At 70.0% G+C, this 22,903-nt stretch carries 20 protein-coding genes; 8 read left to right on the top strand and 12 right to left on the bottom strand.

The window, feature by feature from the left end:
• The 3 genes from ACIBO2_RS17180 to ACIBO2_RS17170 all read right to left on the bottom strand — a co-directional run bounded on the left by ACIBO2_RS17180 (position 1) and on the right by ACIBO2_RS17170 (position 2,274).
• The gene (locus ACIBO2_RS17180) at positions 1-753 is read right to left on the bottom strand and encodes a GntR family transcriptional regulator (RefSeq protein ID WP_225293238.1); all 753 of its coding nucleotides are present in this window, start codon (positions 751-753) and stop codon (positions 1-3) included.
• Between the two features lie 150 nt (positions 754-903).
• Positions 904-1,323, bottom strand: a complete 420-nt coding sequence (locus tag ACIBO2_RS17175) for a VanZ family protein (RefSeq protein ID WP_358533489.1) — start codon at positions 1,321-1,323, stop codon at positions 904-906.
• A 243-nt stretch (positions 1,324-1,566) separates the two neighbouring features.
• Positions 1,567-2,274: a dienelactone hydrolase family protein gene (locus ACIBO2_RS17170; RefSeq protein ID WP_358533487.1), complete on the bottom strand. Its 708-nt coding sequence runs from the start codon at positions 2,272-2,274 to the stop codon at positions 1,567-1,569.
• 143 nt (positions 2,275-2,417) lie between these two features.
• Between ACIBO2_RS17170 and ACIBO2_RS17165 the strand changes: the two genes are divergently transcribed.
• The 4 genes from ACIBO2_RS17165 to ACIBO2_RS17150 all read left to right on the top strand — a co-directional run bounded on the left by ACIBO2_RS17165 (position 2,418) and on the right by ACIBO2_RS17150 (position 6,957).
• A complete protein-coding gene (locus tag ACIBO2_RS17165; protein WP_397297815.1) occupies positions 2,418-3,212 on the top strand; it encodes a 2-keto-4-pentenoate hydratase in 795 nt (264 codons plus the stop codon).
• An 85-nt stretch (positions 3,213-3,297) separates the two neighbouring features.
• The gene (locus tag ACIBO2_RS17160) at positions 3,298-4,410 is read left to right on the top strand and encodes an ABC transporter substrate-binding protein (RefSeq protein ID WP_397297813.1); all 1,113 of its coding nucleotides are present in this window, start codon (positions 3,298-3,300) and stop codon (positions 4,408-4,410) included.
• Positions 4,411-4,414: 4 nt separating this feature from the next.
• A complete protein-coding gene (gene kynU, locus ACIBO2_RS17155; protein ID WP_358533477.1) occupies positions 4,415-5,608 on the top strand; it encodes a kynureninase in 1,194 nt (397 codons plus the stop codon).
• Between the two features lie 185 nt (positions 5,609-5,793).
• Positions 5,794-6,957: a serine hydrolase domain-containing protein gene (locus tag ACIBO2_RS17150; RefSeq protein ID WP_397297811.1), complete on the top strand. Its 1,164-nt coding sequence runs from the start codon at positions 5,794-5,796 to the stop codon at positions 6,955-6,957.
• Here ACIBO2_RS17150 and ACIBO2_RS17145 read toward each other — a convergent pair.
• Positions 6,947-7,999, bottom strand: a complete 1,053-nt coding sequence (locus tag ACIBO2_RS17145; RefSeq protein ID WP_397297809.1) for a DUF2293 domain-containing protein — start codon at positions 7,997-7,999, stop codon at positions 6,947-6,949. The genes ACIBO2_RS17150 and ACIBO2_RS17145 overlap by 11 nt on opposite strands.
• Before the next feature lie 103 nt (positions 8,000-8,102).
• Here ACIBO2_RS17145 and ACIBO2_RS17140 point away from each other — a divergent pair, with 103 nt between their 5' ends.
• A complete protein-coding gene (locus tag ACIBO2_RS17140) occupies positions 8,103-8,903 on the top strand; it encodes an FKBP-type peptidyl-prolyl cis-trans isomerase (protein WP_397297807.1) in 801 nt (266 codons plus the stop codon).
• 55 nt (positions 8,904-8,958) lie between these two features.
• On the opposite strand, the gene ACIBO2_RS17135 is transcribed toward ACIBO2_RS17140, so the two are convergent.
• Positions 8,959-10,383 (bottom strand): N-acetylmuramoyl-L-alanine amidase, encoded by a 1,425-nt coding sequence (locus tag ACIBO2_RS17135; RefSeq protein WP_358533466.1) that lies wholly within the window; start codon positions 10,381-10,383, stop codon positions 8,959-8,961.
• 268 nt (positions 10,384-10,651) lie between these two features.
• Here ACIBO2_RS17135 and ACIBO2_RS17130 point away from each other — a divergent pair, with 268 nt between their 5' ends.
• On the top strand, positions 10,652-13,291 hold the full coding sequence (locus tag ACIBO2_RS17130) for a BTAD domain-containing putative transcriptional regulator (RefSeq protein WP_358533464.1): 2,640 nt from the start codon (positions 10,652-10,654) through the stop codon (positions 13,289-13,291).
• Here the strand turns inward: ACIBO2_RS17130 and ACIBO2_RS17125 are convergent.
• From ACIBO2_RS17125 to ACIBO2_RS17110, 4 genes are all read right to left on the bottom strand, one after another.
• Positions 13,288-13,806: a GNAT family protein gene (locus tag ACIBO2_RS17125; RefSeq protein ID WP_358533462.1), complete on the bottom strand. Its 519-nt coding sequence runs from the start codon at positions 13,804-13,806 to the stop codon at positions 13,288-13,290. The two genes, ACIBO2_RS17130 and ACIBO2_RS17125, sit on opposite strands and share 4 nt — an antisense overlap.
• The gene (locus tag ACIBO2_RS17120) at positions 13,803-15,143 is read right to left on the bottom strand and encodes an NERD domain-containing protein kinase family protein (protein ID WP_358533459.1); all 1,341 of its coding nucleotides are present in this window, start codon (positions 15,141-15,143) and stop codon (positions 13,803-13,805) included. The genes ACIBO2_RS17125 and ACIBO2_RS17120 overlap by 4 nt, the downstream gene beginning before the upstream one ends.
• A gap of 159 nt (positions 15,144-15,302) precedes the next feature.
• Entirely contained in the window at positions 15,303-15,872 is a 570-nt protein-coding gene (locus ACIBO2_RS17115; RefSeq protein WP_397297804.1) for an O-methyltransferase, read from the bottom strand.
• Positions 15,873-15,950: 78 nt separating this feature from the next.
• The gene (locus ACIBO2_RS17110; RefSeq protein WP_397297802.1) at positions 15,951-16,385 is read right to left on the bottom strand and encodes a hypothetical protein; all 435 of its coding nucleotides are present in this window, start codon (positions 16,383-16,385) and stop codon (positions 15,951-15,953) included.
• A 457-nt stretch (positions 16,386-16,842) separates the two neighbouring features.
• Between ACIBO2_RS17110 and ACIBO2_RS17105 the strand changes: the two genes are divergently transcribed.
• Positions 16,843-17,079 carry a hypothetical protein gene (locus tag ACIBO2_RS17105; RefSeq protein ID WP_358533451.1) on the top strand — a complete coding sequence of 79 codons (237 nt, stop codon included), beginning with the start codon at positions 16,843-16,845 and terminating at the stop codon, positions 17,077-17,079.
• 281 nt (positions 17,080-17,360) lie between these two features.
• Here ACIBO2_RS17105 and ACIBO2_RS17100 read toward each other — a convergent pair whose 3' ends face one another.
• Positions 17,361-18,071 (bottom strand): C40 family peptidase, encoded by a 711-nt coding sequence (locus ACIBO2_RS17100; RefSeq protein ID WP_397297799.1) that lies wholly within the window; start codon positions 18,069-18,071, stop codon positions 17,361-17,363.
• A gap of 836 nt (positions 18,072-18,907) precedes the next feature.
• On the opposite strand from ACIBO2_RS17100, the gene ACIBO2_RS17095 reads away from it, so the two are divergent.
• A complete protein-coding gene (locus ACIBO2_RS17095) occupies positions 18,908-19,243 on the top strand; it encodes an STAS domain-containing protein (protein WP_358533445.1) in 336 nt (111 codons plus the stop codon).
• A gap of 49 nt (positions 19,244-19,292) precedes the next feature.
• Here the strand turns inward: ACIBO2_RS17095 and ACIBO2_RS17090 are convergent, their stop codons facing one another.
• Together ACIBO2_RS17090 and ACIBO2_RS17085 are read right to left on the bottom strand one after the other, a co-directional pair.
• Positions 19,293-21,479 (bottom strand): germacradienol/geosmin synthase, encoded by a 2,187-nt coding sequence (locus ACIBO2_RS17090; protein WP_397297797.1) that lies wholly within the window; start codon positions 21,477-21,479, stop codon positions 19,293-19,295.
• Positions 21,479-22,852 carry a family 2B encapsulin nanocompartment shell protein gene (locus ACIBO2_RS17085; RefSeq protein ID WP_397298574.1) on the bottom strand — a complete coding sequence of 458 codons (1,374 nt, stop codon included), beginning with the start codon at positions 22,850-22,852 and terminating at the stop codon, positions 21,479-21,481. The genes ACIBO2_RS17090 and ACIBO2_RS17085 overlap by 1 nt, the downstream gene beginning before the upstream one ends.
• Positions 22,853-22,903: the final 51 nt, after the last annotated feature.

Here is a 22,903-nt window from a genome sequence, read left to right as displayed (position 1 = left end):
CTAGGCGTCGAAGTCGTACTGAAGTACGTACGCCGCCGAGTCCAGCACCATCTCGTTGAGCTCGACGGGCTGGCCGTTCGCGGTGTAGGCGGTCCGGGTGATCACGATCACCGGAGTGCCGCCGGGCAGGTCGAGCAGCCCGGTCTCACGCGGTCCGGGCATCCTGGCGCGCACTTCCTCGGTGAAGTGGGCGGGTGGCAGGCCGAGATCGCGCAGCCGCGCGTACACGCCGCCCGGTCCGGTGTCGGGGGCGGTGATGGCGCTGCCCTCGACCAGACCGGCGGGGAAGTACGACGTGGCCAGCTGCACCGGCCGGGCGTCGACCGAGTAGCGGCGCCGCCGTACCCACACCTCGCCGCTTTCGAGGACGCCCGCGACCTCCTCGCGCGCCCGCTCGCGCGCCACCTCCACCTCGTCCACGGTGAAGGGCCGGCCGCGGGTGTCGGCGTCCCAGATGGTGCGGCCCTGACCCCATTGCTCACGGGAGAGCCGGCGTGAGCCGTGCCGGCGTATCGGTTTGAACAGTCGCACGTAGACCCCCGAGCCTCGCTTGGGTACCGCCAGCCCCTCGTTGATCAGTACGGCGAGCGCCTGCCTGGCGGTGGCGCGGGCGATCCCGTAGTCGGCCATGAGCGTGTTCTCGCCCGGTAGCCGATCCCCGTCGCGCAGTTCGCCGGACAGGATCCGGGAGCGGAGACCGTCGGCGATGCGTCGATAGATCGGGGGTTCGTGGGATACCGGGACTTCAGACACGTTCGACCACCCTCTGTCACCAACCCGTATGGCGTCTCCAGAGAACTTGCCCCGTCTTGTCCACGATCGCACAGATAAGGGGGATGGTCGCGAGCTTCTTTTGAGCGAATCATGCCCGTGTGGTGAAGTCGGTGGGGTTTCAGCGGACCGTTATCTTGGAACGGTCCCGGCCACTACTCGGCTCGCCCACCAGCGGCGAGTAATCAGCGCGGCTAGGACGGCTCCCGCGGTGTTGACGATCACGTCGTCGATGGAGGAGAGGCGGCCCAGCCGCAGGCCGTACTGGAGGGCCTCCACGGTGATCGAGGCGACGGCCGCGACGGCGGCGACGCGGGCCGTCGACGCCATTCGCGCGGTGCGTACGGGCAGCAGCGCGCCGAGCGCCGCGAAAACCAGCAGGTTGCCTCCCACCTGCACCAACACGGTCTCCCATGGGGCGCCAAGCACGTCGGCGAGGTCCATGAACGGCACGAGACTGACTCCGCTCTGACCGCTTGCCGGGGTGAGGATCATCCACACCCAGGGGGCGGTTCCGACGGCGATTCCGATGTCGGCGAGGGCGGTGCGCATGGGTGCCGGGTGGCCCGCTCGGGCGCGGTGACGGGCGAGGAGCAAGATTGCCAGTACGGCCAATGGCAGCGCAAAGGTACCAGCAATAATGACGGTTCCCCACAAATCCCACGTCCGAGCCATCGGACCATGATGGCGGCCGTCCGGTGGTACGGGAAGCTGTCCTTCCGGATAGGTGCCGACGGCCGCGCCGGGAGGCCCTAACAGGCGCGCCGGGAGGCTCTTACGGGCGCGGGGAGGCTCTTACGGGCGCGCGGGTAGGTGGTCGGCGAGGAAGGCGAGCGCGACCTGCCAGGCCCGTGCGGCGGGCTCCGGCTGGTGGAACATCGGCGACTCGCTGTTGTGGAAGGCGTGCCCCGCCTCCTCCTCGACGTGCATGAGCACGTTGGCTCGGCCCGCCGCGACCTGCTCGACCGTGGCCACCTGGTCGCGCGGGATGTACGGATCGCTGCCGCCGAACACCAGCAGCAGGGGCGAGCCGATGCGCTCCATCAACCCGGCCGCCTCGGGCACGGCCGAGCCGTAGAAGGACAGTACGGCGTCAAGCTCGGTCTGGGTGGCCAGCATGAACGCGAGCGAGCCGCCCAGGCAGAACCCGAGCGCCCCGCAGCCGCCGCTCACCTCGGGCAGTTCGCGCAGCCGGGCGAGGGTGAGCGCGCAGTCGGCCACGGCCTGCGGGACGTCGAAGCGCCCGGCCAGCTCGATCGAGGCGGCCGTGCCCTCGGGGGTGTGCTCGCCGATCCAGTTGGGCTGGAGCCGCCAGAACAGGTCGGGCGCGGCCACCACGTAGCCGAGGCCGGCCAGCTCCTCCGCCACCTTCGCGATGTACGGCCCGACACCGTAGATCTCCTGGATGAGCAGGATGCCGGGCCCGCTGCCGCTGTCGGGCAGCCAGACGTGGACGTCGAATGAGCCGTCGTGGGCCGTGATGCGTTCTGTGCGCTTCTGCATGGAGTCAAGGATGGCCATCCGCGGGTGGTTGTGCAGCAAGACGGGCCGGTGCGGCACAGATCGGCTATGTACGGCATGGCGCCTGGAGCCGCCGGAGGAGACGATGCTAGAGACATTCCAGGGCCTACCCAAGGAGCAGCCTGATGCAGGACGAATGGTCAGCGGCGGTAGACGCCCGTGCCCACGCGGCCGACCGGTTGGCCGAGGCCGTGCGCTCGGGCAAGCCGTGCGCTCCCGTCAGGGACATGGTCAGCACCGCGGCCGAGGGCTACGCCGTACAGGAGATCAACACGCGGCGGGCGCTGGAGGCGGGGCGGCGGGTGGTCGGCAGGAAGGTCGGCGTCACCAACCCGCTGATGCAGAAGCAGTTCGGCATCGATGAGCCAGACTTCGGCATGCTTTTCGCGGACATGGCCTACCTCGATGGGCTTCCTATCCCGGTGGAGCGGTTCCTGCAGCCGCGGGCCGAGGCGGAGGTCGCGCTGGTGTTCGGCCGCGACCTGGTCGGCGGGCCTTTCACGGCGGCCGAGGTGATCAGGGCGGTGGAGTTCGCGCTGGTGGCCATCGAGATCGCGGACTCCCGCATCGCCGACTGGGACATCACGCTGGCCGACACGATCGCCGACAACGCCTCCGCGGGCGCGTACGTGCTGGGCAACACGCCGGTCTCCCTGATGGGCCTGGATCTGCGCAGGGCCGCGATGACGATGACGCGCGGCGGCCAGGAGGTCTCGACCGGCTCGGGCGCCGCCTGCCTGGGCCATCCGCTCAACGCGGCCGTCTGGCTGGCGAGCCGGGTCGGCCGGACCGACCACGCGCTGCGGGCCGGAGACGTGGTGCTGACCGGCTCGCTCGGGCCCATCGTGCCGGTCGGGCCGGGCGACGACTTCGAGGCGCACGTCGACGGCCTGGGGTCGGTCCGCGCGGTGTTCTCATGAAAGTTCTCCTCATGAAGCCGCGCGGCGTCTTGAAGCCGGGGGCGCTGCCGAGTCCTTCCCGGCCCGGGGCCTGAGGGGAGCGCCGGTGCGCGGGCCACTCCTCGGACTGGTGGTGGTGCTGATGGCGGCGGGCTGCGGTGTCTCGCCCACGCTGGAGTCGGAGCCGGATCCCACGCTCAAGGTCGGCGCGATCATCTCGCAGACCGGGGTCTACGCCGTGCTCGGCGACGACATGGAGGCGGCCATGCGCCTCTACCTGGACCAGCACGGTGGCAGGCTGGGCGGCAGACCGGCCGCGCTGGTCGTCGCCGACGACGCGGGCAACCCGGAGAAAGGGCAGCAGCAGGCCAGGTCGCTCATCGCGCGCGATCGGGTGAGCGTGATCACCGGTCTGCTCGCCTCACCGGTCGCGGTGTCGGTGGTCAAGGAGGCGGCCGGCACGCCGGTGGTGATCGCGAACGCCGGCGCCGACGAGCTGGGCGGGCCCGGCGTCTTCCGGGTGTCGTTCACCAACCACGCGCACGGCTACGCGGCGGGCAGGTACGCCGCCGAGCGCTACGGCAAGGCGGGGGTCGTGCTGATGGCCTCCGACTACTCGGGGGGCACCGAGACGCTCGACGGCTTCACCGAGGGCTACGGGGTCAAGCCGCTCAAGCGCATCCTCACTCCGTACGGGAAGAGCGAGGACCTGACGCCCTACTTCAAGCGCATCCCGCCGGACGCGAAGCTCCTGTACGCCTTCTACGCGGGCGGCGAGGCGGTCACGTTCGCCAAGACCTTCAAGCAGCTCGGCTACGACACCAAGATCGACCTGTTGGCCTGCCAGAACCTCGCCGACGAGGACGTGCTCGAAGCCATCGGGGCCGACGCCGAGGGGATGACCAGCGTCGGACTCTACTCACCGGCGCTCACCACCCCCGAGAACGCCGCGTTCGTGGCCACCTGGAAGGCCAAGACGGGCCGGAACCCGTCGGCCGTGGCGCTGCAGAGCTGGGACGCCATGCAGCTCATCGACCGGGCGGCCGCGCTGGGCGGCGACCTGTCCGTGGCGCTCGGCCGGGTGGGCGACCTGGCGAGCCCGCGTGGCACCTTCCGGCTCGACCCCACGACCCACAATCCGGTGCAGAACTGGTACGTGCGTAAGTATGAAAATGGCATCAACCGGGTAATCGCCACGATTCCCCCAGAAAGGAAGTAATCGCGTGCTGGATCGCGACCGCTGCCTCGCGCTGGACGCCGAGGATCCGCTGCGGGACTTCAGGGATGAGTTCGTGCTGCCCGAGGGCGTCGTCTACCTGGTGGGCAACTCGCTCGGCGCGCTGCCCCGCCGTACCGCCGAACGGGTCCGGCAGGCCGTCGAGGACGAGTGGGGCGGGCACCTCGTCGGCGGGTGGAACCACGCCGGTTGGTACGCCCAGCCGCTCACCACGGGCGACCGGCTGGCCCCGCTCATCGGCGCGGGCCCCGGCCAGGTCGTGGTGGGCAACACCACCTCGATCGCCATCTATCAGGCAGTCGCGGCCGCGACGCGGCTCCGGCCCGACCGGCGGGTGATCGTCTCCGACGTACGGAACTTCCCCACCGACCACTACATGGTCCAAGGGCTGGCCAGGACGCTGGGCTACGAGGTCCGCGACTTCGCCGAGGGACGGTTCGACGACGCGGCCGTGGTGCTGCTGTCCGAGGTCGACTACCGCACCGGCGCCCGCCACGACGTGCCCGTGGTGACCGAGCGGGTGCACGCGGCGGGAGCGCTGATGGTGTGGGACGTGTGCCACAGCGTCGGCGCCATGGAGGTGGACGTCTCGATGGCCGACTTCGCGGTCGGCTGCACCTACAAGTACCTCAACGCCGGTCCCGGCGCGCCCGCCTTCCTCTACGTGAACCCGCGCCACCAGGCCGCCGCCGAGAACGTCCTGTCCGGCTGGCACGGCCACGCGGAGCCGTTCGCGTTCGAGCGGGACTTCCGGCCGGCCGAGGGGATCAGGAGGTTCGCGGTCGGCACTCCGCACGTGCTGTCGTTCGCGGCGCTGGAGGCGGCGCTCGACGTGTGGGAGCGGGTGCCGATGCGCCAGGTCCGGGCCAAGAGCGTCGCGCTGACCTCGCTCTTCATCGACCTGGTCGGCGACTCGCTGGAGCTGGCCTCGCCGCGCGAGGCGGCCGAGCGGGGCAGCCAGGTCAGCCTCTACCACCCCGACGGCTACCCGGTGATGCGCGCGCTCATCGACCGGGGCGTGCACGGCGACTTCCGCGCGCCCGACATCCTCCGCTTCGGCTTCGCGCCGCTGTACACCCGGTTCGTGGACGTGTACGACGCCGCCGCCGTCCTGGCCGAGGTGCTGGACAAGGAGCTCTGGCGGGAGGAGAAGTACGCCCAGCGGCTCGCGGTCACCTGAGCCGCCGAGCGAGTCCCGTGACCGGCCGAGTGAGTAGCCTGAGCGGCCGAGTGGGTCACCTGAGCGGCCGAGTGCCTCCCTCTCGGGAGTGAGGCGGAAGATCGCCTGCGTCGGCGATCCGGCTGGAAGGCGTGATCGACAGGATTGAGGCAGTCGAAATACCGCCTCTCACCTGGAGATATCCCATGAAGCGCACCCATGCCGTCGCTCTCGTCCTCTCGGCCGCCCTCACCGCCGGGGCCTTCACGGGTACACAGGCGGTGGCTGAGGTGGGCGTGCCGCCCATCAACGCGGCGGCGCTGCAAAAGAGCATCGAGGGCCTGCCCGCCGCCGACGCCACTGCGGCGGACGTACGGGTGAGCGGCTCGGCGGGCTCGTGGCGGGGCGTGTCCGGCATGACGGACCTGCGGACGAAGCGGCCCGCCAAGGCCGGGGCCCGGTTCCGGGCGGGCAGCGTCACCAAGACCTTCACTGTGTCGGTGGTGCTCCAGCTCGTCGCCGAGGGCAAGCTGTCCCTCGACGGCACGGTCCAGGAGTACCTGCCCGGCCTGCTGCCCGCCGACTACCCGGCGGTCAAGGTCGGCCAGCTGCTCAACCACACCAGCGGGCTGCCCGCGCCCAAGGTGAGCGATGACTTCGCCGACATCTACGCCACCCGGTTCGAGAAGTGGACGCCCGAGGAGTACGTCGCCAAGGCGGTGGAGAACCCGATCGAGTTCACGCCCGGCAGTCAGCAGCACTACCTGAACACCAACACCTTCGTCGCCGGCCTGCTCATCGAGAAGATCACCGGGCGCTCCTACGAGCACGAGGTGACGACCAGGATCCTGCGGCCCGTCGGCATGACCGACAGCTACCTGCCGGGCACCTCGGTCCGCATCCGGGGCAGGCACAACCAGGGCTACCAGACCGTGCCCCAGGGCTTCCCCGACGCGATCAAGTACGGCGCGGGCTACGTGGTGAACATGACCACGACCAGCGTCACCTCGACCTGGGCCTCGGGTGACCTCATCTCCACCACCGCGGACCTGGAGAAGTTCCTCAAGGCGCTGTTCGGCGGCAAGGTCGTGCCCGCCGGGCAGCTGGAGCCGATGTTCACGGTGCCGCCGGTGAAGGCGTACGGCGGCAAGGGCGACGCCGTCTACACCTCAGGGCTGGCCAGGATGGAGCTGCCCGGCGGCCTCGTGGCGTACGGCAAGACCGGCGCCAGGTGGGGCAGCGCGGCCGGCATCGGAGCCACCCGCGACCTGAGCCGCACGCTCGTCTACTCGGTCAACTCCACCGACGCCAAGAGCTCCGGCCAGAACCAGCGCGCCCTCGCCATCGCCCTGGCCGCCTTCAGCAAGTGAACCGGGCGCGCCGGAACTCGGCCAGCTTGGCGTCGATCCGGCCCCTGATCAGCTCGCGGGCCTCCATGCGTGGCACGCCCGACATGAGCAACTGGTCGTAGTCGGTGTCGAGGTGGCGGATCGAGGCCACCAGGGCGAGCGTGATCGCGTTCTCGTCGAGCACCTTGGCCGCCGCCGTGCGCCCGACCCGGCCGCTGCCGCGCTGACCGGCGTGGGCGGCCACCTCCTGGGCCCGCGCGGGCGGGCAGCCGGGGAAGAGCCGGGCGATCTCGGCCGCCATCCGCGCCTGGTATTCGACGTCCTGGTCCGCCCGGCGTTCCTGGTCGCGCTCGCGGCGGCGCAGCCGCACCTCCTCGTCGGCCAGGCACCGCTCCTCGGCCGCCGCCATCGCCTGCTCCTCGACCAGCAGCCCTTGGCGCTGATAGACCTTGCGCCGCCGGTTGTACTGGACGACCACCGCTGACAGGCCGCTCTCCTGCTTCGCCCGGCGGCTGAGGGCGGCATTGCCCGATGGCAGGAAGACCAGATGGTCCATGTCCGCGCAGGTCAGGCAGTGGGGCTTGTCATCTTCCATGATCAGATAAGGGCCCGTGTCGCCGCAGGTCGCGCACGTCCAGGCGTTGAGCGGGGCCACCACCACCAGGTCGGGCGCCTTGCTCTGCCGCTCGGTGAGCTGCCGCGCCCGAGCCTCGCTGAGGTCGGGGGAGAGCCAGTGGACGCGGAACGCCTCCTGCCCGTGGCCGGCGGTGAAGCGCAGCTCGCGGCGGTCGCGGCTGCCGGAGACATAAGGGGTCTCCACCGGCCGCAGCCCCTTGGCGGTCGCCCAGTCCTTCAGCAGCGCGGCGGCCATGACCAGCCGGTCGTCTTCGACGGGCGCGAGCTCGGCCAGCGTGGCCGCGCGGCCCTGCCGCCAGGTGTCGACGTGCCGCGAGTGCACCCAGCGCAGGCCGGTCACGACGTCGATGAACGTCACGTATTTACGGCTGGCCAGCGCGATCTCGGCAGCGTCCGCGACCCTGCGGGCCAGATTCGGCTTGCTCATCGCTCCAGTCTCCCGCGCCTTTGCCGGGAGATGGCCCGGTCGGACGCATTCCTCGTGCCGGTCCAGGTAAGTAGTCAGGCGGATCCGGATATGGGGGTAATCGGTGCGCTTGCTCTGGCTCGGCGTGCTCGTGTTCGTGCTCCTCGCCGCCTGCGGGCCGATCGGGCAGGGCCCGCTGCCGGTCGTGACGGGTTCCTTCGGCGTCAGGCCGGTCATCACGATCCCGGACGGCGTGCCGGACCCCCTGCCGCGGGTGACGGTGCTTTCGGCGGGCAGCGGGCGGCCGACCATGCCGGGTGACGTGGTGCTGGCGGACGTCGAGGTCCGCCGGTGGTCGGGCAACCTGCCGTACGCGAACACGTATGACGACCATCAGCCCGCCAGGGTCGTCTTCGACGGGCGGCACGTGCCGGACTCCTGGCGCGAGGCGCTCGTCGGCCGGTCGGCGGGCAGCCGGGTCATGCTCGTCGGTCCCGCGGCCCTCTCCTACGGCCCCGGGCCGCCGCTCGGCGGGACGCGCCCGGCCGAGACGCTGGTGCTGGTCTTCGACATCCTGGGCGGCTACCCACCGGACGCGCGCCTCGTCGGACGGTCCGTGCCGGACGTGCCGAACGACCGCGCGCCCCGCGTCCTCATCGGCGGCTCCGGCCCTCCGGTGCGGGCGGGCGCGAAGGTCATCGTCCAGTACGTCGCGGTGGAGTGGCCGGGCCGCCGGGTCGTGGACTCGTCGTACCTGCGCGGCGGCCCCAGCGCCTTCACGCTCGGGCCGGAGGCGGCGCCGCCCGGCTGGGTGGCCGGTCTGGCCGGTCAACGAGTGGGCGCCCGCGTCGCCTTCCCCGCCGAGGAGGCGGGCCGTCCCCTCCTGTACGTCGTCGACATCCTCGACGTACTCGAAACCAATTAAAACGGCCCTGACACCGGAGGGGATGTCAGGGCCGTCGCACTTCGGCCGAGGGGGATCAGCCGCAGTGCTCGGAAGGGCTTTCGTAGGTGGCCGTGCCGACCGAGCCGCCCCACTTCACGCACTTGTCCTCCGCGGCCGCCCTGACGGGACCCGCGTAGTAGGTGAAGCTGCCCGAGTCGCTGACCTTCGCCTTGCCGGCCACCTGCAGGAACGCGCTGGTCGCGCTGGCCTTGCCGAGCGAGGTCTTCTTCAGCGTGGCGACGCAGTTGTTGGCGTTGGTGCTGTTGTAGAGCAGGTAGACCGTGCCCGAGGTGCCGAGGGCCTGCGAGTCGATCACCTTGTAGCCGGTGCCGCAGACCTTCTCTGCCGTGTACGGGTTGGTGCCGCCGCCGGAGCCGCCGCCGACGTAGCTCATGTACTTGTTCCAGTCCCAGTGCGAACCGGGGTCGGTGTGGTCCGAGCCGGGCACCTCGACGTGGCCGATGATGTGGCTGCGGTCCTTCGGAATGCCATACCGGTCGGCGATGTTCCTGGTCAGCGCGGCCGACGAGCGGTACATCTGGTCGGTGAACCACGAGGCGTCATTGATGAAGCCCTCGTGCTCGATACCGATCGAGCGGTGGTTGTAGGAGCTGACACCGGCGTGGAAGGCGCGGTTCTTCTCACGCACCATCTGCGTGATCTGCCCGTCGGAGGAGCGCACCACGTAGTGGGCCGACACCTTGGCGGCGGAGTTCTGGAACCACGAGATCGTGCCCGCGTACGAGCCCTGGGTCACGTGGATGATGATCCGGTCGATCTTCTCGTCGGTCGGCCGGTTGGACACGGCGTAGTTCGACGAGCTGGCCGCGGCCCACAGGGCGCCGGGATAGTCGGTGGTGGCCGCGAGCATGCGCGGGTCCGCGTCGTCGTACTTGCCGCGGTCCGGCTCCACGACCTTCGCGGTGGCCTTCACGCCCGCGGTGTTGACGCCGTTGGCCAGCACCTCGTAGACGGCGTCGGCGTAGATCCGGGCGGTGCTCTCATTGGTCGCGCCGCCGTACGCGGCGACCGCCTCGTACCACTTGGCGGGGTCCTTGCGTTCGGCCGCGGTCAGGCCGAGCTTGTCGGCCTTGGCGCGCAGTACGGCGGCGCCACCGAGCACGTTGGCCGCGTCGTCGGTCTTGAGCTTCGCCGCGGTCTGGGACGTGATCTTGGCCGCGTCCTCCAGCGCCTTCGTGGTGGGGTTGCTGACCAGGTGCATCACGCCGTAGCCGCCGCTGGCGCTGGGCTCGCCGTCGTGGCCGTCGAGGTGCGTCTCGGCGTAGCCGAGCGCGACCAGCAGGTCACGCGGTACCTCGTAGGTGGTGGCGGCCTTGTCGAAGGCGGCCGAGAGGGTGCCGGCGGTCGCCTGCGCGGAGGTCGCCTGGGCGGTGCCCACCAGGGCCGCCTGCTGGGCGCCCACGATGAGCACGCCGGCCAACAGGAGCTTCTTCATCATGATCAAGGACCCGCAATGCTCGGAGGGACTGTTCTATGCGCTGACGCCGGCTTGCCGCCCCACTTGACGCACTCGCCGGCCGCCGCGGCGGTCACCGGGCCCGCGTAGGAGGCGAAGTTGCCGGAGTTGTGATCCTTTCGGATGGGATCTGTGGGACTAGGGTCGGCATTCGCCGCACAAGAATCGTCCAGAACCGATACAAAAGGTGGTCAGGCCTCTAAAGAGGAGCTGATGCACCATGTCGGTCACCTTTCATGTTCTTGGGCCGTTGGAAGTCCGATCGTCGGGACGGTCCGTACGGATCTCCGGCAAGAAGCCGAGGATCCTGCTAGCCACGTTGTTGCTGGACAGCGGCCGTATCGTCGGCGCCGACCAGCTGGTCGAGGTGCTCTGGCCCGATCGCCCGCCACGCTCCGCGCAGGCGAACTTACGCACGTATGTCAGCTCCTTACGGACAGACCTCGGTGCCGAGTACCTGCGCGGCGACGGCTCCGGCTACGCCATCGACGTACCGGACGGCGCGCTGGACCTGCTGGCGTTCGAGGAGCTGGTCGCGCAGGCCCGTTTCGCCGACGCGCTCGCGCTCTGGCGCGGGGCGCCACTGGCCGACCTGCCGGGCAGCCCGCTCTGGGACCGCCGCCTCGAACCCCTCAACGAGGTACGGTTACGCGCCGCCGAAGAGCTGATCGGCCAGCGAATCGAGAGCGGCGACCACGCCGGGGCGATCACCCAGCTGCGCGGGCTGCTGGTGGAGCACCCCTACCGGGAAGACCTGTGGAGCCGCCTGGTCCTGGCGTTGAACCGGGCCGGCCGCAAGGCCGAGGCGCTGCGGGCCTACGCCACGATCCGCGCCCAGCTGGTGGACGAGCTCGGCGTGGAGCCGGGCGCCGACCTGCGTCGCGCCCACGAGTCGATCCTGGCCGACGAGGCCCCGCCGGTCGCGCCCCGGCAGCTTCCGCCGGATCTGCCCGACTTCACCGGCCGGGCCGACGAGCTGGCCCTGCTGGCCAAGCCCTTCTCCATCGCGGTCGTCTCCGGTTCGCCGGGGGCCGGGAAGTCGGCGCTGGCCGTACACGCCGCCCATGGCCTGCGCGACGCCTTCCCCGGCGGGCAGCTCTACCTCGAACTCGACGGCAGGGAGCCGGCCGACCTGCTGGCCGAGGTGCTCCGGGCGCTCGGCGTGGAGACGCCGCCGCCGACGATCCACGAGCGCTCGGCGCTGTTCCGGTCGCTGCTGTCCAAGCAATCGATGCTCGTGCTGCTGGACGACGCGCTCGACGCCGCCCAGGTACGGCCGCTGCTGCCTGGGAACGACTGCGCCGTCATCGTGACCAGTCGGCGCCGGATCACGGAGTTACCCGGCTCGATCCAGGTCGATCTCGGAGAGCTGGCCGCGCACGACGCGCTGACGCTACTCGGCAGGATCATCGGCATGGATAGGGTCTCCCGCGAACATGAGGCGGCCCTGGCGATCGTGGAGGCGTGCGGGCGCCTGCCGGTGGCCGTGCGCAGCGCCGGATCGCGCCTGGCGGGCCGGCCGGGCTGGTCGCTCTCGGTGCTCAGGCAGCGGCTGGACGACGACCGGCTGAGCGAGCTGAAAGAGGTGCGGGTCTGCCTCGATCGCAGTTACCGCCACCTGCCCGACGATGCCGCCCGTACGCTGGGCACGCTCGGCCTCCTGGGCGCCGTGGCCCAGCCCGGCTGGGTGATCGACGCCGCGCTCGACAGGCACCGCGCCGACGACGTCACCGATCTGCTGGTGGACGTCAACCTGCTGGAGCTGGTCGGCACCGACCCGGTGGGCCAGCCGCGTTACCGGGTGCCCGATCTGATCCGCCGCCACGCGCTCGAACGCGGCTCCGACCGTACCGGCCTGACCAGGGTGCTCGCCGCCTGGACCGCGACCACCGAGCACGCCATGGCCCGGCTGCCCACCACCGTCTTCAGCCTCACCGCCGCCAGGGCGCCGCGCTGGCGGCTGCCCGAGCAGACGCTCGACCGGCTGACCTCCGACCCGCTGGGGTGGTTCGAGGCCGAGCACGAGACGCTGGTCGGGGCCGTGAGCGTCGCCGCGGAGGCCGGGCTGGCCGAATCGGCCTGGGGGCTGGCCGCCGCGATGGTCCCCTACTTGGACCTGCACTGCCATCTCGACACGTGGGAGCGTACCCACACCGTCGCTCTCGGTGCCGCCCGCGCGTCCGGCGACACCTATGGTGAGGCCGCCATGCTGCGCGGCCTGGCCCAGGTCTCCCTCTACCAGGACCGGTACGAGAAGGCCGTCGAGGACTTCACTCGATCCCGCCGGCTCTTCCACGACATCGGCGACCTGCGGGCGGAGGCGACCTCGATCTGCGGGCTCGGCGCGGTGAGCCAGTTCAGGGGCCGGCACGCCCAGTCGCTCGGGCACTTCAAGCGCGCCCTGGCCATGTTCCTGGCGGCGGACGACCCGCACGGCGAGGCGTTCGCCAGGCAGGCCATCGGCCGGGTCTGCCTCAAGTCGGGCGACCTTGCCCTGGCGTCGGAGTCCCTGGGCCAGGCCATGCGGCTGGCTCAGGAGCTCGGCGACGCCCACCGCGAGGGCTGCGTCTGCCTGCAGATGGGCAACCTGCACAAGGCCATGTCCTTCCACCGGCACGCGCTCGACATCTTCGAGTCGCTCGGAGACCGGCACTGCGGCGCGTACGCCCTCCAGAGCCTCGCCGGGCTGCAGGCGGCCCGTGGGGAGTGGGCACCGGCCTCCGCGGGGCTTGAGCGGTCGCTGGAGATCTTCCAGGCACTCGGAGACCGGAGTGGGGAGGCGTCGAGCACGCAGATGCTGGGCGAGGTGCACCACTCGGCCGGGCGCACCGGGCTGGCACTCGACTATCTCAACCACGCCACCGTGCTGCGCCGCAGCCTGCCCGCCTAGCCCCGCGGATCCAGGTCGGCGCGGATCACGCTGTACAGCACGCCGTCGTGCCACTCGCCTGCGCGGAAGGCGCATCCGCGCAGGACGCCCTCCCTGGTGAACCCGGCCTTCTCCAGGGAGCGCTGCTCGGCCAGATTGCTCACCTCGGTCGACGCCTGGACCCGGTTGACCGGCGAATGGTCGAACAGGTAGCGCACCAGGAGCCGCTGGGCCCGCGTGCCGTGGCCCTTGCCGCGAAACTCGGGCGCCACGATGAGCCCCATGTCCCAGCAGTAGGAGATGCTGGAGGTCACCTGCTTGCTCCAGGACACCAAGCCCACGCGGTCGTCGCCCTCGGCGATCAGCAGCATGCCGCCGTCGGCGTTGAGCATCCCGTTGTCCTCCCAGCGCCGGCGGAGGCGGTGAGGATCCTGCCAGCCGTACCACTGATGAAGGCCCGTGCTCTCCGGGTCGTTGAACAGCCGGTTGAGGAAGGGCAGATCATCCTCGGTCGCGGGGCGGAGCTCACTCGTCATGATCCAGACACTATGCGACGGACAAATCGCTTGAGGCGGGATCGCTGCGGCATTCCAGCCAGCGCCTCAAGAGACTCGGCCGCGCTCGGGCGCTTGGCGGGAGAATGGTCCAGCATCCGGCGCACCACGTCGGGAACATCGGGACCCTGGGTGTCGGCGCTGGTCGGCAGCTCGCCGGTGAGCAACTGGTAGGCGATCACCCCGGCCGCGTAGACGTCGGAGGCGGCCGTCATCATCTCGGGCCGCTCGTGGCACTCGGGGGCCACGTAGTGGGCGTCGAGCACGTTGCCCAACTCATGGGCGACCGTGTAGTTGCGCGCCCCGGGCTTGGCGTAGTCGAACCCCGTCAGCACCGCGTGCCCGTCGGTCACCAGCACGCAGGCCGGGGTCAGCGCCCGGTGGATGACGCCGTGGGCGTGCGCGTGGGCCAGGCCGCGCAGCATGTCCTGGATCACGCCGAGGCGTACGCCGGTGCCCAGGCGCAGGTGCAGCGCCTCGCCGTGCACGTCGTCGAGCACCAGCACGAACCGGCTCTCGTCGTCGATGGCGAAGAAGTCACGCGAGCGCACCACGCACGGGTGCGGCGGGATGCGGGCCAGCGTCTGGTAGGCGTTGGCGATGCGCTGCCGCTCGGCCGCCCGCGACTCCTGGTCGGCCAGCGGGTCGGCCTGGTAGACCCGGAGCAGCACGGTCTCACTGCCCGGGAGTGTCGCGTTGAAGGCCCGGTATTCGGTCACCTTCGCGTCGCCGCCGAGCTGCTCCTCGACCTCCCAGTTGCCGAACCTGGGCGGCGCGGTGCTCCGGCGTACGGTCTGGTTGAGCGAGTCGAGAATCCCGGTGAGGTACGGCTTGATGCGGTGACTGCACCCGCGCCTGACCCGCGAGACGTCGCTCAGCGTGGCCAGCAGCCCGTCGAGGGTGGTGACGTTGACCGCGTCGCGCCCGGCCGGGTCGACGAGCTCGGCGTCGGGCGAGGTGAGGACCACGAGGCTGTCGACGTAGACGCGCTCCAGCCGCGTGTCCTTGGAGACCAGCAGCCCCTTCAGCGCCTTCGCGATGCCCCGCAGCTTCGTCACGGGAGAGCCGAACGCCTCCCTGCGCGGCGGGAACCAGCGCGTGCCCGACACCTCGATCCGACCACGGGTGCCCTTGACGTCGACGACGACCAGCGAGTGGCCGGTCAGCACGAGCAGGTCCACCTCGAAGACGTCGTCGCCGCGCGGGAGCTCGACGTTGTGCAGCAACAGCCAGTCGGCGGGTGCGTGGTCGCGCAGGAATGAGATCACCCGACGCTCGGCGTCGTTGACCGGACGTCCCCCTCCGACGATCTCTGCCATGGGCTAATCCTCCCACGTTCGTCCTGCCCGGCGCCGACCTGTGGGATCCGGGCGGCGACCTTGAGCCGTTCGCCCGCAAGGTCCGCGAGTTTCTCCCCGGAGTTCCTCCTTGGAGTTCCTCCCTGGAGCGGCTGAGCGAACCGCCGTTTCCGGGATGGTTCAGCGGGCCGTCGCCAGGATGACGCCGGAGCCGTGCGCCAGCTCGACCGCGACCAGCCTGTCGTGGTTCAGCAAGGTCTGTCGCACACCCTCCTGCCTGCGGACGAACCCCTCGTCCCAGGTCACCCCGGGGTAGGGCACCATGTCGTCGACCAGCAGCACGCCACGGGGGTTGAGCGCGGCGATCGTCCGTTCGAGCCCCACCTGCTTGCCCGCACCCGCGTCGGCGAAGATCAGGTCGAAGGCGCCCAGCCCGGCCAGCAACTCCAGCGCGTCGCCGACGCGCTGGTCGACGAACTCCGGCCAGCCCCGCGCCGCGAGCCCGGCCCGTTCGGGGTCGCTCTCGATCGTCGTCACCGTGACGTCGGTCCTCGGCCAGAGCCCGCTGACCAGCCACCCGACCCCCGCGCCCAGCCCGGTGCCGATCTCCAGAATCCGGCCACCCTCCGGCACCTGGGCGGCCAGTACGGCGAGCAGCCGCCCGACGTCCGGGTCACAGGAGTAGTCGAACCCGGCCGCTTTCGCCCGTTCATGGGCCGCCCGCACAAGTTCCGGCAGATCACCATTCATGGCCATTTCCTATCGCACCCGCCCCGGCGGCTCTGCCACGGACGTATCGCACCCGCCACTGTGGGCGCGGGCGCGGACTTATCGCACCCGTCCCCGCGGCTTGAGTACAGACAGTGTGGTGGCGGTCAGCAACATGGCCAACTGGCCGCCCAGTACCGCGACCTGCCCCCACTGACGGCCCTCGGCGGGCCACGTCGCGCCCTCGGTCGCGGCGGCCATTCCCTCGGGATCGAACAGGAACATCCCCAGGCAGATGACCGACACCAGGAGCGCCAGCTTGGCCAGCACCCAGTAGTGGCGGGCCAGTCCCCAGTGACTGGTGAGGCCGAGCGTGATGCCGGTGGCCAGCGCGGTGAGGCTGAGCGGGATGCCGCCCGCGAACACCAGGCTCGGCATCAGCCGGTAGGCCGCGTGGGCAAGCCCGAGATCGTCCGTCACCGTCGCCACGGTGTTCAGCACGACGAGCCCCCACACCTCGCCGAGCAGCGCGACCGAGGCGATGACGTGAATCACGAGCACGCCCTTGCGTACGCGCGGCCGTATGACCCGATTTGTTATCCCGACCACCGCTCGACCTCCGGATTCGCGGACTCCGGCCCATCCTGATCGGTGGATTCGTCCCGGACGTCCCCCAACGGGCGGCGCTCGCGCTACATCGTTCGGTGTAGTGGTGCCAAGCCCGGGGTGATCCTTGCTCAACCGACCCGCGCGATAAGCCAATCATTCTCGATGCGCGGATAAATGAAACTCGTTTAGCCGGGTACGACGCAAGTGCATATGCAGTTCGCCGGCCGGTGAGCTCGGAAAGCCGAATGCCAAGAAAACGAGGCGCCCCCTTGACCGCGAGCAGGCGTTTTTGGGTTGCGACATCGATCGGCTGCCGCGATTGTTATTGGCGGCACCTTCACAGCCCTGCACAAAACGACTAAGGCGCCGGGAATTCCGCGCCCATCAAACGGAGGAAACAAACATGATCCGTCGCATTCTCGCTGGTGCAGCCATCGCGGGCGCCGCTCTCGGCTTCTGCGTCTCCGCGGCTTCGGCCGACGTCGGCCCGAACCCCTACAACGGCGCCCCGTCCCTGCTGAGCCAGCTCAGCACCCTGGACGACCTCACCGGGGTGAGCGACACGGCCAAGTACACCAACATTCCGACGACCGCGAACCTGCAGGACGTCAACCTCCACCTGCTGAACAACAACCGCTGACACCATCGCGGCATAGGCGGGAAGGTCCGCACCCCGCTCCACGGGCGCATGCCGTAGGGCTCCACAGGCATATGCCGCGCGGCTCTACGGGCACATGCCGCCCGGCATGCCGAAGGGCTCCACGGGCACATGCCGTAGGGCCGCCGGCCGCACCTCCCGCCGGATCGACGCCTGCGCGATCCGCCTGAACCATCTCCGTGGATACTCGCGAGGCCACGGAATCCGCTCGGATGCGCACCGAGACGGAACGCCAAGCGGCCCGGGTCACGATCGCATCGCGATCACGACCTGGGCCGCGAGGTACTCCCCTTCCGCCCGCCGCCGGAATGCCCGCCCCTGGCGGAGTGCCTGCGCCCGGCGGAGTGCCCGCGCCTGCCGTTGGACCTGCCCCCGGCGGAGTGCCTGTGTCTGCCGGAATGCCCGTGCCTGGCGGAATGCCCGCGCCTAGCAGAACGTGCGCCCTTGGAAGGCCCGCTGGTGGATCGCGCGCTGTCGGATCGCGCGCTGCTGGACGGCGGACTGTTGCGACGCGCGCTGGTGGGACGCCTACTACTGGGAAGCGCGCTGTCGGGACGTGCGCTCTCGACACGGACGGTCTCGGGACGGACGGTTCCGGGACGGATCACCCCCATGAAATGCGGCTTGTTCAGCGGGTCGAGGCGGACGACCTCCCCGGTGAACGGAGCGTCGACGATCCGCGTGCTGTCCACGGCCAGTCCTACATGCTCTGGTCCCTGACGTCGCGGTTTGCTGTCGTAGAAGACGAGGTCCCCTGGCGCGACCTGCTCCTTGGGCACCCTGGCCCCTGACCGCCACTGCTCGTGCGTCGTCGTGCCGATCGACACGCCCGCGCTCGCCCAGGCGTACTCCGTGAGGCCCGAGCAGTCGAAGCCCTTGGTCTTCTTGCCGTGTCCGATGCCGTAGCCGGGGCCCTGGGGTCCGCCGCCACCCCACGAATAGGGGACGCCGAGCATCCCCAGCGCGGCCCGCACGGCAACGCCTCCAGCCGCCGCACTGCCAGCCGCCGCACTGCCAGCTGCCACGCCGCCAGTTGCCGCGCCTCCGGCTGCCGCGCCGATAGTTGCCGCGCGTCCGGCCGCTGCGCCTCCAGCTGCCGCGCGGTCGGTCCCTGCCGCCTGCGGGCAACGCCCGGTGCCCTTTTCGCACGCCTGCCGGACGTCGGCCGTCGCGGTGCCGGAGTCCGGCGTCGCGAGTGAGCCGCACGCCAGGACCGTCAGCAGCAGGGCCCGTTTCACTTTCACTCCAGGAGCGTTCCTCATCCCCTTTAGGGATAAAACGCCCTTTAGCCAGGCGGGGCCTACGTATGGTTATAAGCTGAAGTTTGTCCACGCGGTGATATGTCGATAAATCGTGACTGGTCGGACATTTGGTGCGAATAGTGATCAAGTGCTAAAGAATTTGAATAGAAAGCTCGCCTCGAGGCCGGTCGCAGGTGGGGTGGAAATTCGTCGGATGGTTATTTATTCAGCACGTTGATAATGCCACCTCCTCGGCAATTCTTCGACCGTCCGAACAGGCTGATCAATTTACCCAATGGGCGGTCCAGTGCCGTGGTGATTGCGTCGCCGAGCGCTTCTAGATCGGCCGCGACCGACTGCGCGACCTTCCACTCGAGGATCCAGCAGGTCGCGCGGTCGCTGGTGCGAGTCTCAGGCGGCGGAAGATCCGGCTGCCGGATGCTTCATGACTTCGCTGTAATACGACCATATTTTCGTGCATATCAGGTGGTGAAACATACTTCGTGTAATGTGAGACCGGGTTCGTGTCGACGACAACCCCCATGCGTGAGGTCTGATTGGGGGGTGCGATGACCGTGAACGGCGAGGCGGCCGAAACGTCGGAGCGCCTGCTGTACGAGGACGACCAGCTGCGCATCTCCCAGCGGGCCAGGTGCGAGGTTCCGGCGCTCGCGCTGCGCGGCGAGATCGACATCACCAACAGCTGCGCCCTCGCCCGGACCCTGGCCGCCGCCCGCGAGGGCGAGACGCACATCATCGTCGACACCGGCGAGCTCACGTTCATCGATCTGTCGGGTCTGCGCGTGCTGGCCATGCCGATGCTCGACCCCGCCGATCGCTGGATACGCCTGCGCAACCTCACACCGTTCCAACGACATCTCCTGAACCTGCTGGGATGGTGCTGACACCCGCACGGCACTCACGAAACACGCCGCCCACGCGGCCCAAGCCGCGTCAGACGATCAACGCCGCCGAGGTGCCCAGGCCCGTCGGCCCGCCCAGCCGCCACTCGGGCGGCCGGTGGTGGCGCCGTAGCGACGGCTCGTCATAGCGACGGCAGTCGCGATGCCACCTGAGGATGCCCGCCATCCAGTCGCGCAGCTTCGCCACGTAGCCGTTCACGGCCGCGCGTGCCTCCCCGTCCAGCCGGAGGTCGTCGTACATGACCGGGAACTCGTGCGCGAAGACGTGTTCGAACTCCTTCATCAGGGACGTCATCAGATCGGCGACGATGCCGAGCGCCACCGGGTAGTCACAGTCGAAGAAGTTCTGGACGACCAGCACGCCGTTGTGCGGCTCACCCTCGAACTCGATCTCCTTCTGGTACGAGAAGACGTCGTTGAGCAGGGTGGCGTAGTCGGCGGCCGCGTTCTTCAGCGAGATCATCGACCCGGCCCGATGGACATCCCCCGGGATCGCCTCCTCGTGGGTCAGGTGGCACAGGCTCATGGTCAGGTCGGAGCCGAAGGTCAGCCGCCGCATCTCGATGTAGTCGACGGGGTCGGGCACCCGGTTCAGCAGCAGGTTGTCCAGCTCCCACAGCCAGGACGCGCACATATCCTCGATGGCCGCGCGGAACCTGAGCCGTGCGGTCATGCTCATCGGCCCCGCCGTACGGGTCCAGAGGTCGGACAGCCCCCGCTCCAGAGCGGTCACCGGAGCCGGGGGAGCCGAGCCGTCGAGCGGCATGAAGGCGCCGAACCGGTCGACGGTGGCGCGGGCGGCGGCCAGGTTGCGGGATCGGCCGAAGACTGCGGGGAAGTAGTCGTCGCCGTACGTTCCCCACGCCAGCCAGGCCGCGGCCAGGTCCAGCTCCTCCAGCGTCCCGTCGGGATGGAGCCCGGAGGCGCACAGCGCCAGGTCGTAGTCGACGAGCTTCTCCTCGTCCCAGACGGCCGAGCCGGTGACGCCCGGCTGCGCTTCGAGTATCCCCATCGCGCGTGCCCAGGCGACCAGGTTCAGGCGGGCGGTATCCAGGTGGGGCGAGCCGCTGACCTCGAACGGCATGTAGAGGTCGGGGATCCGCGACGGGCCGACGGGCGTGTGCGGGACGTGGGTGAAGCTGCGGATCCGCTTCGCGCCGAGCAGGTCGACGATCGAGGTCGTGCCCAGTGGTCTGCGGGTCGCGCGCTCGTTCATGTAGCGGCTGGAGGCCATGTGCCATTCGTGGCCGCCCGACTGCCAGTCCTGCAGCCCCTTGACGTAGGCCAGCACGCCCGCGCAGGAGAGCGGGTCCAGGCCCTGCTCGACGAAGAGCGGGCCCAGCTCGGTGAACACGGTGTGCTCGAACTGCTGCAGCCGCGAGGTGAGCAGGTCGTTGACCGCGTCCGCGGCCTCCTGCGTGGTGCAGCCGAGGAACTTCTCCAGCACGAGGACGCCGTTGCTCAGCTCGCCCTCGTCCTGGGTCTCCCGCTGGTAGGAGAACAGGTCGTTACGCAGGTGCACCGCGTCGGCGAAGGCGTCGCGCAGCACCCGCATCGGCCGGGAGCCGGCGACGCGCGCCGGGACCTCGGCTCCCACGGCGTGCTCGACCAGCCCGGCCGACCATGGCGCGCCGCCGACCTTGCGCCGCATCTCGATGTACTCGATCGGATTGGGCACCCGGCCCGCGTTGATGTTGGACAGCTCCCAGAGCGACTCGTTCAGCAGGTTGCGGGTGCTCTCGGCGAAACGCTCCCGCCAGGCGAGCGATCTGGCGGGGACCGTACGGGCCCACAGGTCGGCCAGCCCCGCCTCGACCGGGTTGGTCGGCTCCGGCGTCGCGCACGACAGGTCCATCGGCATGAAGGCGGGCAGCCGGTCCAGGTAGCGCTTGCCGCCCTCACGGTCGTGGCCGCGCTTGAAGGCCTCCAGGAAGTGGTCGTCGAAGAAGAAGACCCAGACGTACCAGTCGGTGATCAGCGAGAGCTCGGCGCCGTCGCAGTCGGGATGGGTGTAGCCGCACAGCAGGGCGTAGTCGTGGGCGTCGAGGTCGGCCTGCTCCCAGATGCCCGAGCCCTCCAGCATGCCCATGCCGCGCGCCCACTGCCTGGACTGGGCGCGCGCCTCCTCGACGTGCGGGTTGAGGCGGGCCGGATACGGAAGGTAGAAGTCCGGCAGCTCGAATGGCTGGGCCGCCTCCCCATCCACGGAACGCGTCATCAGCCCATCACCTCGACGTTCTCGAGCATGCCCAGCGCGTCGGGCAGCAGGACCGCGGCCGAGTAGTAGGCACTGACCAGATACGACATGATCCCCTTCCCGTCGATACCGGCCAGGCGGACGCTGAGCCCCGGCTGGTACTCATCCGGAATGCCGGTCTGGTGCAGGCCGACGACGCCCGAGTCCTCCTCGCCGGTCCTGAACGCGAAGATCGAGGTGGTCCCCTCCGGGCTGATCGGGATCTTGTCGCAGGGCAGGATCGGCACCCCGCGCCAGGCCGTCAGCCTGCTGCCGTCGAGCTGGACGGTGTCGGGGTAGACCCCGCGCGCGTTGCACTGCCGGCCGAAGGCGGCGATGGCGCGGGGATGGGCCAGGTAATAACGGGTCTTCTTCCTGCGGCTGAGCAGTTCGTCGAGATCGTCGGGCGTAGGCGGGCCGCCGTACGTGGAGATCCGCTGCCGGGCATCGACGTTGTGCAGCAGCCCGAAGTCCCGGTTGGTGATCAGCTCGTACTCCTGGCGTTCGCGTAGTGCCTCGATGCTCAGCCGGAGTTGCTGGTCGAGCTGGTTCATCGGCTGGTTGTACAGGTCGGAGACCCTGCTGTGCACCCGTAGGACGGTCTGGGCGAGGCTCAGTTCGTACTCGCGCGGGGTGAGTTCGTAGTCGACGAACGTGCCGGGCAGTGCGGGCTCGCCGGTGTGTCCGGCGGCCAGCTCGATCGCCGCCTCGCCGTGCTTGTTCTGCGGCCGGGCCCGTCGGTCCCGGTGCGCCTCGATCTGCGCCCGCAACGTCGGCGAGACCGCCGTCAGCGCGCGGAACACCGCCCAGGGCAGGACCAGCACCGTGCAGGTGGTGGCGGCCCTGAGCGTGTACGCCCACCGGTCCTCCCGCTCGGGGAGGTCGTGGCCCGTGTGATCGCCGTCCGCCAGCGTCTCCCGCAGGACGCTGGTGCCGTACGGGCCGGTCTGCAGTTTGTCGGCCTTGCCGTGCGCGAGGAGAAGGAGGGCGTCGGCCGGGCGGCCCTCCTGCACGATCATCTCGCCCCGCGCGTATTCCCGCTGCTCGAACTCCCCGGCCAGGGTGTCGAGCAGCGGGTCGCCGTCGAACCCGTGCAGCAGCGGCAGCTCGGTCAGGCTGGGCGGGATCACCCGCGTCACAGCGCCCGCGCGGGCGAAGCTGACCCGGCCGCCGCCGACCTGATAGGTGAGCCGGCGGTTCACCCGGTAGGTGCCGGCTGCGGTTTGTACCCACGGAAGCGCCCGCAGCAGCCAGCGTGAAGAGATCTCCCGCATCTGCGGGGCAGTCTTGGTCGTGGTGGCGAGTCGGCGTGCCGCCTCCGTGCCCAGGCTCTGCCTTGAGTCCCGCTGATCCAATTCCGTCAACCGAAACACCGCCAATCATTGGGCCGGGTGAACCGATCCGCG

Source organism: Nonomuraea sp. NPDC050022, assembly GCF_044460705.1.
Classification (GTDB): domain Bacteria; phylum Actinomycetota; class Actinomycetes; order Streptosporangiales; family Streptosporangiaceae; genus Nonomuraea.
Note: the sequence above shows the minus strand (reverse complement) of the source record. Positions and strands in the feature narration are given on the sequence as shown.

Coding starts and splice junctions, on each gene's coding strand:
- ACIBO2_RS17175 (WP_358533489.1), bottom strand. CDS start 1,323: ATGCGCACCGCCCTCGCCGACATCGGAATCGCCGTCGGAACCGCCCCC.
- ACIBO2_RS17170 (WP_358533487.1), bottom strand. CDS start 2,274: ATGCAGAAGCGCACAGAACGCATCACGGCCCACGACGGCTCATTCGAC.
- ACIBO2_RS17165 (WP_397297815.1), top strand. CDS start 2,418: ATGCAGGACGAATGGTCAGCGGCGGTAGACGCCCGTGCCCACGCGGCC.
- ACIBO2_RS17150 (WP_397297811.1), top strand. CDS start 5,794: ATGAAGCGCACCCATGCCGTCGCTCTCGTCCTCTCGGCCGCCCTCACC.
- ACIBO2_RS17145 (WP_397297809.1), bottom strand. CDS start 7,999: ATGAGCAAGCCGAATCTGGCCCGCAGGGTCGCGGACGCTGCCGAGATC.
- ACIBO2_RS17135 (WP_358533466.1), bottom strand. CDS start 10,383: ATGATGAAGAAGCTCCTGTTGGCCGGCGTGCTCATCGTGGGCGCCCAG.
- ACIBO2_RS17125 (WP_358533462.1), bottom strand. CDS start 13,806: ATGACGAGTGAGCTCCGCCCCGCGACCGAGGATGATCTGCCCTTCCTC.
- ACIBO2_RS17120 (WP_358533459.1), bottom strand. CDS start 15,143: ATGGCAGAGATCGTCGGAGGGGGACGTCCGGTCAACGACGCCGAGCGT.
- ACIBO2_RS17115 (WP_397297804.1), bottom strand. CDS start 15,872: ATGAATGGTGATCTGCCGGAACTTGTGCGGGCGGCCCATGAACGGGCG.
- ACIBO2_RS17105 (WP_358533451.1), top strand. CDS start 16,843: ATGATCCGTCGCATTCTCGCTGGTGCAGCCATCGCGGGCGCCGCTCTC.
- ACIBO2_RS17095 (WP_358533445.1), top strand. CDS start 18,908: ATGACCGTGAACGGCGAGGCGGCCGAAACGTCGGAGCGCCTGCTGTAC.
- ACIBO2_RS17090 (WP_397297797.1), bottom strand. CDS start 21,479: ATGACGCGTTCCGTGGATGGGGAGGCGGCCCAGCCATTCGAGCTGCCG.